13 protein-coding genes are annotated in these 12,943 nt (G+C 62.3%); 6 read left to right on the forward strand and 7 right to left on the reverse strand.

Annotated features, from left to right (window positions below; all coding sequences use genetic code 11):
• Positions 1-94 precede the first annotated feature (94 nt).
• The 7 genes from gltA to C2L66_RS28265 all read right to left on the reverse strand — a co-directional run bounded on the left by gltA (position 95) and on the right by C2L66_RS28265 (position 6,010).
• On the reverse strand, positions 95-1,396 hold the full coding sequence (gltA, locus tag C2L66_RS28235; protein WP_054933451.1) for a citrate synthase: 1,302 nt from the start codon (positions 1,394-1,396) through the stop codon (positions 95-97).
• Positions 1,397-1,488: 92 nt separating this feature from the next.
• Positions 1,489-1,758 carry an FAD assembly factor SdhE gene (locus C2L66_RS28240; RefSeq protein ID WP_060604981.1) on the reverse strand — a complete coding sequence of 90 codons (270 nt, stop codon included), beginning with the start codon at positions 1,756-1,758 and terminating at the stop codon, positions 1,489-1,491.
• Position 1,759: 1 nt separating this feature from the next.
• The gene (locus C2L66_RS28245) at positions 1,760-2,464 is read right to left on the reverse strand and encodes a succinate dehydrogenase iron-sulfur subunit (protein WP_054935253.1); all 705 of its coding nucleotides are present in this window, start codon (positions 2,462-2,464) and stop codon (positions 1,760-1,762) included.
• A gap of 31 nt (positions 2,465-2,495) precedes the next feature.
• Positions 2,496-4,271 carry a succinate dehydrogenase flavoprotein subunit gene (gene sdhA, locus C2L66_RS28250; protein WP_060604978.1) on the reverse strand — a complete coding sequence of 592 codons (1,776 nt, stop codon included), beginning with the start codon at positions 4,269-4,271 and terminating at the stop codon, positions 2,496-2,498.
• A gap of 3 nt (positions 4,272-4,274) precedes the next feature.
• Positions 4,275-4,643 carry a succinate dehydrogenase, hydrophobic membrane anchor protein gene (gene sdhD / locus C2L66_RS28255; protein WP_054935251.1) on the reverse strand — a complete coding sequence of 123 codons (369 nt, stop codon included), beginning with the start codon at positions 4,641-4,643 and terminating at the stop codon, positions 4,275-4,277.
• Positions 4,644-4,647: 4 nt separating this feature from the next.
• Positions 4,648-5,064, reverse strand: a complete 417-nt coding sequence (gene sdhC / locus C2L66_RS28260) for a succinate dehydrogenase, cytochrome b556 subunit (RefSeq protein ID WP_060604976.1) — start codon at positions 5,062-5,064, stop codon at positions 4,648-4,650.
• A 151-nt stretch (positions 5,065-5,215) separates the two neighbouring features.
• On the reverse strand, positions 5,216-6,010 hold the full coding sequence (locus C2L66_RS28265) for a GntR family transcriptional regulator (RefSeq protein ID WP_054933450.1): 795 nt from the start codon (positions 6,008-6,010) through the stop codon (positions 5,216-5,218).
• 535 nt (positions 6,011-6,545) lie between these two features.
• Between C2L66_RS28265 and C2L66_RS28270 the strand changes: the two genes are divergently transcribed.
• The 6 genes from C2L66_RS28270 (at position 6,546) to C2L66_RS28295 (ending at position 12,923) form a co-directional block, all read left to right on the forward strand.
• A complete protein-coding gene (locus C2L66_RS28270; protein ID WP_054933449.1) occupies positions 6,546-7,529 on the forward strand; it encodes a malate dehydrogenase in 984 nt (327 codons plus the stop codon).
• Between the two features lie 214 nt (positions 7,530-7,743).
• A complete protein-coding gene (locus C2L66_RS28275) occupies positions 7,744-8,751 on the forward strand; it encodes an HpcH/HpaI aldolase/citrate lyase family protein (protein WP_054933448.1) in 1,008 nt (335 codons plus the stop codon).
• Entirely contained in the window at positions 8,748-9,659 is a 912-nt protein-coding gene (prpB, locus tag C2L66_RS28280) for a methylisocitrate lyase (RefSeq protein WP_060604973.1), read from the forward strand. Before C2L66_RS28275 ends, prpB begins: the two co-directional genes overlap by 4 nt.
• 24 nt (positions 9,660-9,683) lie before the next feature.
• Entirely contained in the window at positions 9,684-10,859 is a 1,176-nt protein-coding gene (gene prpC, locus C2L66_RS28285) for a bifunctional 2-methylcitrate synthase/citrate synthase (protein ID WP_060604969.1), read from the forward strand.
• Positions 10,860-10,961: 102 nt separating this feature from the next.
• The gene (locus tag C2L66_RS28290) at positions 10,962-11,447 is read left to right on the forward strand and encodes a hypothetical protein (protein WP_054933442.1); all 486 of its coding nucleotides are present in this window, start codon (positions 10,962-10,964) and stop codon (positions 11,445-11,447) included.
• A 24-nt stretch (positions 11,448-11,471) separates the two neighbouring features.
• Positions 11,472-12,923, forward strand: coding sequence for a bifunctional 2-methylcitrate dehydratase/aconitate hydratase (locus C2L66_RS28295; protein WP_054933441.1), 1,452 nt, complete (start codon positions 11,472-11,474; stop codon positions 12,921-12,923).
• Positions 12,924-12,943 lie beyond the last annotated feature (20 nt).

Here is a 12,943-nt window from a genome sequence, read left to right on the forward strand (position 1 = left end):
ACGGCCTATCAAGCAAAACACCCCAACGGCGAACCGTTGGGGTGTTTCGTTCGATGCGTTTAACGCAAGCCCGATGCGCTGACGCGCCCGTGGCTTAGCGCTGAGCGATCGGCTTGGCTTCGCGAGGCGCTTCGCCGATGAACAGCTGACGCGGACGGCCAATCTTTTGTTCGGGATCGGCGATCATTTCGTTCCACTGCGCGATCCAGCCGACCGTACGTGCCATCGCAAAGATACACGTGAACATCGACGTCGGGATGCCCAGCGCGCGCTGCACAATGCCCGAATAGAAGTCGACGTTCGGGTACAGCTTGCGCGACACGAAGTATTCGTCTTCGAGCGCGATCTTTTCCAGCGCCATGGCGAGCTTGAACAGCGGGTCGTCGTGCAGGCCCAGTTCGTTCAGCACTTCGTGGCAGGTTTCGCGCATCAGCTTCGCGCGCGGATCGTAGTTCTTGTACACACGGTGACCGAAGCCCATCAGCTTCACGCCCGAGTTCTTGTCCTTCACCTGCTTGATGAACTCAGGAATGTTGTCGACCGAGCCGATCTCTTCCAGCATGTTCAGCGCCGCTTCGTTCGCGCCGCCGTGCGCCGGGCCCCACAGACACGCGATACCGGCCGCGATACACGCGAACGGATTTGCCCCCGACGAACCCGCCAGACGAACCGTCGACGTGGATGCGTTCTGCTCGTGGTCGGCGTGCAGGATCAGGATACGGTCGAGTGCGCGAACCAGCACTTCGTTGACCTGGTACTCTTCGCACGGGTTCGAGAACATCATGCGCATGAAGTTTGCGCTGTACGACAGATTGTTCTGCGGATACACGAACGGCTGGCCGATCGAATACTTGTACGCCATGGCGACCAGCGTCGGCAGCTTCGCGATCATGCGGATTGCCGAGACTTCGCGATGACGCGGGTTATTGATGTCGAGCGAATCGTGGTAGAACGCCGACAGCGCGCCGACTGCAGCGACAAGAATCGCCATCGGATGGGCGTCGCGGCGGAAGCCGCGGAAGAAGAACTGCATCTGCTCGTGAACCATCGTGTGGTTCGTGACCGTCTTCACGAACTCGTCCTTCTGCGCCTGGTTCGGCAGTTCGCCTTTCAGCAGCAGGTAGCACGTTTCGAGGAAGTCGGCGTTTTGCGCGAGATTGTCGATCGGGAAGCCGCGGTACAGCAGCTCGCCCTTGTCACCGTCGATGTAGGTGATAGCCGAGTTGCACGACGCCGTCGACATGAAGCCCGGATCGTACGTGAACTTGCCGGTCTGACCATACAGCTTACGGATGTCGATCACATCCGGGCCCATCGTGCCCTTGTAAATCGGCATTTCGACGCTCGGCGAGTTGTCGCTGAACGATAGCGTGGCTTTAACATCTGACGGGGTCATAGCACATCCTCAATCGAAGTATGGAAACAGGGTTTCGATAATTGCACGCCTGGATCAAACTCACCTGCGTAGTGGCAAGGCTTACGCCTTGATTACACGTTCCGCAGCATCTCCAGCACCCGCGCGACATCGGCGTCGGCGAGGTCGCCCTCCGGTTCCTTGCGGGCGAGCAGCAAGTCCATCAGGTCGTTATCGCTCAGTTCGAGCAGGCGCGTGAGCGCGCCCACATCCGCATCACTGAGATCATGCTCATATCGGCTAAAAAAACGCTCGAAGATCAGATCGTTTTCCAGCAGGCCACGTCGCGCGCGCCACTTCAGGCGCGCACGGCGCAGCGGGTCGGACTGATGCGATGTCTCCATCTCAGACCGTCCGGCGCACCATCAATTCCTTGATCTTGCCGATCGCCTTCGTCGGATTGAGCCCCTTCGGGCACACGTCGACGCAGTTCATGATCGTATGGCAACGGAACAGACGGTACGGATCTTCCAGGTTGTCCAGCCGCTCGCCCGTCGCCTCGTCGCGGCTGTCCGCGATGAAACGATACGCCTGCAGCAGCCCCGCCGGGCCGACGAACTTGTCCGGATTCCACCAGAAGCTCGGGCACGACGTCGAGCAGCTCGCGCACAGAATGCACTCGTACAGCCCGTCGAGTTCGTCGCGCTCCTCCGGCGACTGCAGACGCTCCTTCTCCGGCGGCGGCGTGTCGTTGATCAGGTACGGCTTGATCGAGTGATACTGGTTGAAGAACTGCGTCATGTCCACGATCAGGTCGCGGATCACGGGCAGCCCCGGCAGCGGACGCAGCACGATCTTCTGCGGCAGGTCGTTCAGGTTCGTCAGGCAGGCCAGACCGTTCTTGCCGTTGATGTTCATCGCGTCCGAGCCGCACACGCCCTCGCGGCACGAGCGGCGGAACGACAGCGTTTCGTCCAGTGCCTTCAGCTTCACCAGCGCGTCGAGCAGCATGCGCTCGTGCGAGTCGATCTCGATCTCGTACGTCTGCATGCGCGGCGCGGCGTCCTTGTCCGGGTCGTAGCGGTAGATTTCGAATGTACGCTTGGCCATTGTGTGGGGTCCTTTGACTTGTGCGTGTGGCTTAGAAAGTACGCGCTTTGGGCGGCACCGATTCGACCGTCAGCGGGTTCATGTGCACCGGCTTGTAGTCGAGGCGGTCGCCTTCGCTGTACCACAGCGTATGGCGCAGCCAGTTCTCGTCGTCGCGATGTTCGAAGTCGTTCTGCGCATGCGCGCCGCGGCTTTCCTTGCGCGCTTCGGCCGACACCATCGTCGCGCGTGCCACTTCGATCAGGTTCTCCACTTCGAGCGCCTCGACGCGCGCCGTGTTGAACACCTTCGACTTGTCCTTCAGGTGGATGTCGCCAACGCGCGCCGCCACTTCGCGGATGCGCTCGACGCCTTCGGCCAGCAGCGCCGACGTGCGGAACACGCCCGCGTGCTTTTGCATCGTCGAGCGGATATCGTTCGCCACGTTCTGCGCGTATTCGCCGGAGGTCGATTTGTCCAGCTTCGCCAGACGCGACAGCGCGAAATCAGCGGCATCGGCCGGCAGCGGCTTGTGATCCTTGATTTCCTTCACGTGCTTGACGATGTGGTTGCCCGCCGCGCGGCCGAACACCACCAGGTCGAGCAGCGAGTTCGTGCCCAGGCGGTTCGCGCCGTGCACCGACACGCACGAGCATTCGCCGACAGCGTAGAAACCGTTGATCGGATCTTCGTGGCCCTTCGCGGTGCCCACCACCTGACCGTGGATGTTCGTCGGAATGCCGCCCATCTGGTAGTGGATGGTCGGCACAACGGGGATCGGCTCCTTGATGCAGTCGACGTTCGCGAACTTCAGCGCGATTTCGCGGATCGACGGCAGACGCTTCATGATCGTCTCGGCGCCGATGTGCGACAGGTCGAGCAGCACGTGGTCCTTGTTCGGACCGACGCCGCGGCCTTCCTTGATTTCCTGGTCCATCGAGCGCGAGACGAAGTCGCGCGGCGCCAGATCCTTCAGCGTCGGCGCGTAGCGCTCCATGAAGCGCTCGCCGTTCGAGTTACGCAGGATGCCGCCTTCGCCGCGCACGCCTTCCGTGATCAGCACGCCCGCGCCCGCCACGCCCGTCGGGTGGAATTGCCAGAATTCCATGTCTTCGAGCGGGATGCCCGCGCGTGCGGCCATGCCCAGGCCGTCGCCCGTGTTGATGAACGCATTGGTCGATGCCGCGAAGATCCGGCCCGCGCCGCCCGTGGCGAACAGCGTGGTCTTGCCTTCGAGGATGTAGACGTCGCCCGTTTCCATTTCCAGCGCGGTCACGCCCAGCACGTCGCCGTCGGCGTCGCGGATCAGGTCCAGCGCCATCCATTCGACGAAGAACGTCGTCTTCGCCGCGACGTTCTGCTGGTAAAGCGTGTGCAGCAGTGCGTGGCCGGTCCGGTCAGCCGCCGCGCACGCGCGCTGCACGGGCTTCTCGCCGTAGTTCGCCGTGTGGCCGCCGAACGGGCGCTGGTAGATCGTGCCGTCCGCGTTACGGTCGAACGGCATGCCGAAGTGTTCGAGTTCGTACACGGCGTTCGGCGCTTCACGGCACATGAACTCGATCGCGTCCTGGTCGCCGAGCCAGTCGGAGCCCTTGATCGTGTCGTAGAAGTGGTAGTGCCAGTTGTCTTCGCTCATGTTGCCGAGCGAGGCGCCGATGCCGCCCTGTGCGGCCACCGTGTGCGAGCGCGTCGGGAACACCTTCGAGAGCACGCACACCGACAGACCCGCGCGCGCCAGTTGCAGCGACGCGCGCATCCCCGAGCCGCCTGCGCCGACGATCACCACATCGAACTTGCGGCGCGGCAGGGAATTCTTGATTGCAGCCATTCTTTACACTCTCCAGAGAATCTGCGCAGCGTAGCCCGCACACGCGAGCAGCCAGACGATCGTCAACGCCTGCAGCACGAGCCGCGTGCCGACGGGCTTGATGTAGTCCATCCAGATGTCCCGGATGCCGACCCATGCGTGATAGAACAGCGCCAGCAGCGTGACGAAGGTGGCGAGCTTCATCCACTGCGTGGCGAAGATCCCGGCCCAGCCGTCGTAAGAGAATGCGTGCGCACCGAAGAACCAGGCGAGCAGGATGACCGTGTACACGGCCATGATCACGGCCGTGATGCGCTGCGCGAGCCAGTCGCGCAGACCATAATGCGCGCCCACGACGAGGCGCTTCGAACCAACTCGGTTATTGGCGGACATGTTTTTAGAAGGCTCCGAACAGTTTGAGCGCGAAGGCGATGGTCAGGATCGACGACACCGCCAGCACGACGACCGACGTGCTCTTGCCGCGCTCTTTCGATACCGCGTCGTGGTTCACGTCCATCGCCAGATGGCGCACGCCCGCGCAGAAGTGAAACAGGAACGCCCAGGCCAGCACCAGCGTGATCAGCTTGACGACGATGTTGGACAGGAAGCCCTTGAACACCTCGAAGCTCAGTTCAGAGGTCAGGCTCTGGTCGAAGAGGTACAGCAGGAACGGCAGGCAGATGAACAGCAGGCCGCCGCTTACACGGTGAAGGATCGACACCCGTCCCGCCAGAGGAAGACGGTATGCCGTCAATATCTGCCCGATACCGATGTTCCGGTATTCCGGCCTCGGTTTTTTTACGGCTTCTGCCATGCTAGACCCCTACTTGTAGTCACACTAATCCGCAATTTTAGCGCCTTTTCATTTCGCGCTGCAGCGTAACACTGCTCTAGAGAGCGTGCCGCGAAGCGCGCATGAAGGCCGTCGCAAGCCTTGCCGCAAGCCCACGGCAACGCTTCCTGTCTCAACTCAAATCGTTCTGATAGTAATACCCGGTTGTGACATACCATCCGCGCCGCACCTCGACGGGACGGTCACCATAGGTATAGGACACGCGCTCCACCGACAGCAACGGAAATCCCGTCGGTACGTGCAGAAGATCGGCAACGGACGGGTCCGCTGCGACGGCGCGAATCTTCTCGGACGCGCGAATCATGCGCGTGCCGAACTCCGTTTCGAACATGGCGTAGAGCGGCCCCTTGTATTCCGACAGGCGCTCCAGCGTCAGCCCCCGGAACACGCCGCCCGGCAGCCAGATTTCGTCGAGCACCGTGTCTTCGCCGTCGAATGTCAAAAGGCGCTTGATCAGCACGACGGGATCCGCCGGTTTCAATTCCAGCTGCCGCGCGATATCCGCCGAAGCACGCAAACGCCGGCATTCGAGTAGCCGGCTGATATGCGGGTGCTCGGCGCCGTCGTCGGCGAGAAGACGGAGAAAACGGAATTGCGCGCGCTCTTCGTTGTGCGTGGCAACAAAAGTGCCCTTGCCCTGGCGGCGCACCAGCAGATTGTCGGCGGCCAGCTCGTCGATCGCCTTGCGCACGGTGCCCTGACTGACCTTGTAACGCGCGGCCAGTTCGACTTCACTGGGAATGATCTCGCCAGGTTTCCATTCGCCTGACTCGAGACTCTGCGTGATGAGCGCCTTGATCTGCTGATAGAGAGGACTGAACGTCGGCGAAGGCGCGGAGACAGGCGCAGCATCGCCCGCGCCGGACGCGCCGGGAGGGTTCGCTGTGCTGGCCGGGTTCGAATTCATGCGCGCATTTCAACACAAAGGGCCTCATGCCGTCCAGATTTTTTGCCGTAATAGATATGTCTTATATAAGACATAAGATACGGTTGACTTTGTCCCGCCCGACTCCTACACTCCTTGTCGAGCAAGGGTTTGCGGGTTGTGCCACGCCTTTTTGACAGCGCTTCATGTCAACGGCGTGAGGCACCGGAAAGCCGCCCTGCATCACGCTGTTCCCTCACGCAGTTCAGGTTTCGCTTCGCCCTGCATTGCCCGGCAAGTGCGCCGCAATGCCCCGCCGAAACGCGCTGTTTGCAGGAGTCCGCGCCATGCAGCGGCCTGATCTGGCGGCGAACGCCACAAGCAGCGCCCCCGTCCCCGCTCGGCAGCACAGATTATCCGGCACGGCGGCTTCGCCGGCAGCGTGCCTTCGGGCCTTCTTCGGACCGCCTGCAAGGTTCGCCCAGCGAAAATGCCGTGCTAAAACCACGCTTCGCGTAACGCCCATATAGAATGGCGTTTTCCCTAGCGTTCAACGCATCGTCCTGGAGATTTCTCAATGGCTAAGCCCGCAAAGCGCGTTGCCGTCACCGGCGCCGCAGGTCAAATCGGTTACTCCCTGCTGTTCCGCATCGCCAATGGCGACATGCTCGGCAAGGATCAGCCGGTCATCCTGCAACTGCTGGACCTGCCGCAAGCGCAAGCCGCCGTTAAAGGCGTCGTGATGGAACTCGAAGACTGCGCGTTCCCGCTGCTCGCGGGCGTCGTGGTCACCGACGATCCCAAGGTTGCGTTCAAGGACGCCGACGTCGCGCTGCTGGTCGGCGCACGTCCGCGCTCGAAAGGCATGGAGCGTAAGGACCTGCTGTCGGCGAACGCCGAAATCTTCACGGTGCAAGGCAAGGCACTGAACGAAGTGGCGAGCCGCGACGTGAAGGTGCTGGTGGTCGGCAACCCGGCTAACACCAACGCCTACATCGCGATGAAGTCGGCACCGGACCTGCCCAAGAAGAACTTCACGGCCATGCTGCGTCTGGACCACAACCGTGCGCTGTCGCAACTCGCGGCCAAGTCGGGCAAGCCGGTTGCTTCGATCGAAAAGCTGGTCGTGTGGGGCAACCACTCGCCCACCATGTACCCGGATTTCCGCGTCGCGACGGCTGAAGGCCAGGACCTGACCAAGCTGATCAACGACGAAGAATGGAACCGCAACACGTTCATCCCGACGGTCGGCAAGCGCGGCGCGGCGATCATCGAAGCGCGCGGCCTGTCGTCGGCGGCTTCGGCAGCGAACGCAGCCATCGACCACGTGCGTGACTGGGTGCTCGGCACGAACGGCAAGTGGGTCACGATGGGCATTCCGTCGGACGGCTCGTACGGCATCCCGGAAGACATCGTCTACGGCGTTCCCGTGACGTGCGAAAACGGCGAGTACAAGCGTGTCGAAGGCCTGCAGATCGACGCATTCGCGCGTGAAAAGATGGACAACACGCTGAACGAGCTGCTCGAAGAGCGCGAAGGCGTTCAGCACCTGCTCGGCTAATCGCCTGATGCAGAATGACCGGGACTCCGTTGCAGCGCGACGGGTTCCGGTTTTTTGCGTTTGACAACCCTGCATGACGTTTTGCGCAGCAAGCGCACGCAGGGGTTCGCAACTGATTCGAGCGCGTTTTGATCCGACCTTCTGTATATCACGGTCGCAAGAACACCAGAACGCACCCGAATCAGCATTTCCAAACAGTACCCACACGCCGAAAATGCGCGCATTGACTCCCGCCGAAGTCCTGTTTGACGGCGAAGCGCCGCCCACTGTGCTGCCTGCTTGCGACCACTACGCCGGCAGCGAGAAGCTGATGCTCAAATCGCTCGCTTTGCAGCAGGAGCTGGGCCCTGTCTTCGACATCACGCTCGATTGTGAAGACGGCGCGCAAGTCGGTCGCGAGGCGGAACATGCGGAACTGGTCGCGTCGCTGCTCGGCAGCGAGCATGACCGTTTCGGCCGCGTCGGCGTGCGGATTCACGACTTCAATCACGCGCACTGGCGGGACGACGTGCGCCTGATCCTGCGCGCGGCGAAGCGCGCGCCGGCCTTCATTACGCTGCCGAAAATCCGCAACGTGCCCGATGCCGCCGAAATGTGCGCGTTCATCGAGGCCACCCGGCGCGAGCTCGGCATTGCGCAGCCGGTTCCCGTCCAGTTGCTGATCGAAACGCATGGCGCATTGACGCGCGTGTTCGATCTGGCCGCGCTCCCCGCTGTCGAGTCGCTCAGCTTTGGGCTGATGGACTTCGTCTCCGCGCACGACGGCGCGATTCCCGATACCGCGATGCGCTCGCCCGGCCAGTTCGATCACCCGCTCGTGCGCCGCGCGAAGCTCGAGATTGCGGCGGCCTGCCACGCGCATGGCAAGGTGCCGTCGCACAACGTCTCGACGCAAGTGCGCGACATGGAAGTCGTGGCGAACGACGCGCTGCGCGCGCGCAACGAGTTCGGTTACACGCGCATGTGGAGCATCCACCCCGCGCAGATCCCCGCCATCGTGTCGGCCTTCGCGCCGCGCGACGAAGAGATCGCGGCGGCGACGGAAATCCTGCTCGCCGCGCAGTCCGCGCAATGGGGCCCGACGCGCCATCGCGACACGCTGCACGATCGCGCGAGCTATCGCTATTACTGGTCGGTGCTGCGCCGCGCCCGCTCGACGGGCCGCAGTGTGCCCGCCGAAGCCGCGCCGCTATTCGGGCCGAACGAGGACTCCCCATTATGAGCAACGCAAACACATCCGCAGGCGCCGCGTTCCGCGCAGCCGTCGCCGCTGAAAAGCCATTGCAGGTAGTCGGCGCGATCAACGCGAATCACGCGCTGCTCGCGCAACGCGCGGGCTTCAAGGCGATCTACGTATCGGGCGGCGGCGTCGCCGCTGGCTCGCTGGGCTTGCCCGATCTCGGCATCTCGACGCTGGACGACGTTTTGACCGACGTGCGCCGCATTACGGATGTCTGCGATCTGCCGCTGCTGGTCGATGTCGACACGGGCTTCGGCCCGTCGGCGTTCAATATTGCGCGCACCGTGAAGGCGCTGACCAAGGCCGGCGCGGGGGCGATGCACATCGAAGACCAGGTTGGCGCGAAACGTTGCGGGCATCGGCCGGGCAAGGCGATCGTGACACAGGACGAGATGGTCGACCGCATCAAGGCGGCCGTCGACGCGCGCACCGATCCGAACTTCGTCATCATGGCGCGCACCGATGCGCTCGCTGTCGAAGGCCTGCAGGCGGCCATGGACCGCGCGATGGCCTGCGTCGAAGCAGGCGCCGACATGATCTTCCCCGAAGCGATGACCGAACTCGGCATGTACAAACAGTTCGCGCAGGCCGTGAAGGTGCCCGTGCTCGCGAACATCACCGAGTTCGGCGCGACGCCCCTGTTCACTGTCGATGAACTGCGCGGCGCGGATGTCTCGCTGGTGCTGTATCCGCTGTCGGCGTTCCGCGCGATGAACAAGGCGGCCGAAAACGTTTACACGGCCATTCGCCGCGACGGGACGCAAAAGAACGTCGTCGACACGATGCAGACGCGCGAAGAACTGTACGATCGCATCGGCTATCACGCGTACGAGCAGAAGCTCGACGCGCTGTTCAGCCAGGGCACGCGGAACAACGAGCAGGACAAGTAAGCGCACAACAAGGAGACCCCTGGAATGAGCGATACGACGCAAGCGGCTGCACCGGGAACGACAAGCGGCTTCAAGCCGAAGAAATCCGTGGCCCTGTCGGGCGTGACGGCGGGCAATACCGCGCTGTGCACGGTCGGCAAGACGGGCAACGACCTGCACTACCGCGGCTACGACATTCTCGATATCGCTGGCGCCAGCGAATTCGAGGAGATCGCGTATCTGCTCGTGCACGGCAAGCTGCCCAACGTCGCCGAACTCGCCGCTTACAAGAAAAAGCTCAAGGCGCTGCGCGGCCTGCCCGCGAACGTGAAGGCCGCGCTCGAATGGATTCCCGCCGCCGCGCATCCGATGGACGTGATGCGCACGGGCGTGTCCGTGCTGGGCACCGTGCTGCCGGAAAAAGACGATCACAACCTGCCGGGCGCGCGCGATATCGCCGACAAGCTGATGGCCTCGCTCGGCTCGATGCTGCTGTACTGGTATCACTACTCGCACAACGGCAAGCGGATCGAAGTCGAAACCGACGACGATTCGATCGGCGGCCACTTCCTGCATCTGCTGCATGGCGTGGAGCCGCCGAAGTCGTGGGTGGATGCGATGCATGTGTCGCTGAATCTGTATGCCGAGCACGAATTCAATGCATCGACGTTCACCGGCCGCGTGATCGCGGGCACGGGCTCGGACATGTATTCGGCCATCACGGGCGCAATCGGCGCGCTGCGCGGCCCGAAGCACGGCGGCGCCAACGAGGTCGCGTTCGAGATCCAGTCGCGCTACCAGACGCCGGATGAGGCGGAAGCCGACATCCGCCGCCGCGTCGAGAACAAGGAAGTCGTGATCGGCTTCGGCCATCCCGTGTACACGATCTCCGATCCGCGCAACAAGGTGATCAAGGACGTGGCGAAGAAGTTGTCGAAGGAAGCGTCGAACACGAAGCTGTTCGAGATCGCCGAGCGCCTGGAAAGCGTGATGTGGGACGTCAAGAAGATGTTCCCGAATCTCGACTGGTTCAGCGCCGTGTCGTACCACATGATGGGCGTGCCGACAGCCATGTTCACGCCGCTCTTCGTGATCTCGCGCACGTCCGGCTGGGCCGCGCACATCATCGAGCAGCGCGTCGACAACAAGATCATTCGACCCAGCGCAAATTACACCGGACCGGAGAATTTGAAGTTCGTGGCGCTAAATAGGAGAAAATAGCGTCCGCTGTGCGCTCTCGGGGCGCGTGCAGTACCCCGGCGGTTGTGAAATTGCAATCGTGCACTGTTTAAACTCTGAAATTAGATAGAAAGGTTCTCTCCCATGAAAAAACTGCTGATCGCTACCGTTATTGGCGCTCTGTCTTCGACACTGCTGGTGACGGCGCCCAGCGCGTTCGCACAATCGACCACCACGGCCAAGCCGAAGGCGCCGCAGCCCAAGCGCCTGATCAAGCGCAAGCCGAATCCGGCCAAGGAAGCCAAGGTCGATCCGGTTCCGGAGGGTGCGGAAAAGTGGTCGTGCAAGGAAGGTCTGTCGTTCGAACTGAAGGGCGACATGAAGCGCGACCAGATCGTCACTGTCCACTGGGGCAACAAGAACTACAACCTGCCGCGTGAAAACACGACGACGGGCGCAGATCGCTTCCACGACGCCGCAAGCGGCATGGACCTCGTCGTGATCCCGACCAAGGCGATGCTGTTCTCGGACAAGGACAGCTCGCGTCTGGCCGACGAATGCGTGACGGCCGCCATGTCCCAAGGCGCGCCGGCGCCGACGCAGTCGAACGCCATCAACAAGGCCCAGTAACACGGGCCTGACAGGGAAACCTCGATGTCCGCACCGATCTCCAACGTCCGGCCCGATCCGGATACAGTACTGGTCGATATCGTCGACTATGTGCTGGATTACAAGCTCGAGAGCGATCTTGCGCTGGAGACGGCGCGCAATTGCCTGATCGACACGCTCGGCTGCGGACTCGAAGCCCTGTCCTACCCTGCCTGCACCAAGCTGATGGGACCGATCGTGCCCGGCACGATCGTCCCGAACGGCGCCAGGGTGCCGGGCACGCCGTTCCAGCTGGACCCTGTGCAAGCCGCGTTCAACATCGGCGCCATGATCCGCTGGCTCGACTTCAACGACACCTGGCTCGCGGCCGAATGGGGCCATCCGTCCGATAACCTCGGCGGCATTCTCGCGACGGCCGACTGGCTCTCGCGCACCGCCGTCGCCAACGGCAAAAAGCCGCTCGCGATGAAAGACGTCCTGATCGCCATGATCAAGGCGCACGAAATTCAAGGCTGCATCGCGCTCGAAAACTCGTTCAACAAGGTCGGCCTCGATCATGTGCTGCTCGTGAAGCTTGCTTCCACAGCCGTGGTCGGCCAGTTGCTCGGACTGTCGCGCGATGAGCTGATCAACGCAGTCTCGCAGGCGCTTGTCGATGGACACGCGCTGCGCACTTACCGCCATGCGCCGAACACGGGCTCGCGCAAGTCCTGGGCAGCAGGCGACGCCACGTCGCGTGCGGTGCGTCTCGCGCTGATCGCGAAGACGGGCGAAATGGGCTATCCGTCAGTGCTGACCGCGAAAACGTGGGGCTTCTACGACGTGCTGTTCAAAGGACAGCCGTTCCGGTTCCAGCGTCCGTACGGCACGTACGTGATGGAGAACGTGCTCTTCAAGATTTCGTTCCCCGCGGAATTCCATGCGCAAACGGCTGCTGAAGCGGCGATGTCGCTGCATCAGCAGTTGGGCGCGAGCGGCAGGCGTATCGAAGACATCGCGAAGATCACGATCCGCACGCACGAAGCGGCCATCCGCATCATCGATAAAAAAGGCCCGCTGAACAATCCGGCCGACCGCGATCACTGTATCCAGTACATGATCGCCGTGCCGCTGATTTTCGGGCGCCTGACGGCTGCCGATTACGAGGACGCCGTCGCGCGCGACCCGCGCATCGACGCGCTGCGCGACAAGATGGAATGCGTGGAAGATCCGCAGTTCACGAAGGATTATCACGACCCGGACAAGCGCTCGATCGCAAATGGGCTGACAATCGCGTTCACCGACGGATCGACGTTCGACGAGGTAGTCGTTGAGTACCCGCTCGGTCACAAGCGTCGCCGCGCCGAAGGCATCCCGCTGCTGGTCGAGAAGTTCAGGACGAATCTCGCGCGGCGCTTTGCGGCGAAGCAACAACAAGCGATCCTCGATGTGTCGCTGGATCAGGCAAAGTTAGAAGCGATGCCTGTCAATGAATACGTCGATCTGTACGTCATGTGAGTTCAGAAACGTAGCAACGT

The sequence above is a fragment of the Paraburkholderia caribensis genome (assembly GCF_002902945.1).
GTDB classification, from domain to species: domain Bacteria; phylum Pseudomonadota; class Gammaproteobacteria; order Burkholderiales; family Burkholderiaceae; genus Paraburkholderia; species Paraburkholderia caribensis.

Coding starts and splice junctions, on each gene's coding strand:
- gltA (WP_054933451.1), bottom strand. CDS start 1,396: ATGACCCCGTCAGATGTTAAAGCCACGCTATCGTTCAGCGACAACTCG.
- C2L66_RS28240 (WP_060604981.1), bottom strand. CDS start 1,758: ATGGAGACATCGCATCAGTCCGACCCGCTGCGCCGTGCGCGCCTGAAG.
- C2L66_RS28245 (WP_054935253.1), bottom strand. CDS start 2,464: ATGGCCAAGCGTACATTCGAAATCTACCGCTACGACCCGGACAAGGAC.
- sdhA (WP_060604978.1), bottom strand. CDS start 4,271: ATGGCTGCAATCAAGAATTCCCTGCCGCGCCGCAAGTTCGATGTGGTG.
- sdhD (WP_054935251.1), bottom strand. CDS start 4,643: ATGTCCGCCAATAACCGAGTTGGTTCGAAGCGCCTCGTCGTGGGCGCG.
- sdhC (WP_060604976.1), bottom strand. CDS start 5,064: ATGGCAGAAGCCGTAAAAAAACCGAGGCCGGAATACCGGAACATCGGT.
- C2L66_RS28265 (WP_054933450.1), bottom strand. CDS start 6,010: ATGAATTCGAACCCGGCCAGCACAGCGAACCCTCCCGGCGCGTCCGGC.
- C2L66_RS28270 (WP_054933449.1), top strand. CDS start 6,546: ATGGCTAAGCCCGCAAAGCGCGTTGCCGTCACCGGCGCCGCAGGTCAA.
- C2L66_RS28275 (WP_054933448.1), top strand. CDS start 7,744: ATGCGCGCATTGACTCCCGCCGAAGTCCTGTTTGACGGCGAAGCGCCG.
- prpB (WP_060604973.1), top strand. CDS start 8,748: ATGAGCAACGCAAACACATCCGCAGGCGCCGCGTTCCGCGCAGCCGTC.
- prpC (WP_060604969.1), top strand. CDS start 9,684: ATGAGCGATACGACGCAAGCGGCTGCACCGGGAACGACAAGCGGCTTC.
- C2L66_RS28290 (WP_054933442.1), top strand. CDS start 10,962: ATGAAAAAACTGCTGATCGCTACCGTTATTGGCGCTCTGTCTTCGACA.
- C2L66_RS28295 (WP_054933441.1), top strand. CDS start 11,472: ATGTCCGCACCGATCTCCAACGTCCGGCCCGATCCGGATACAGTACTG.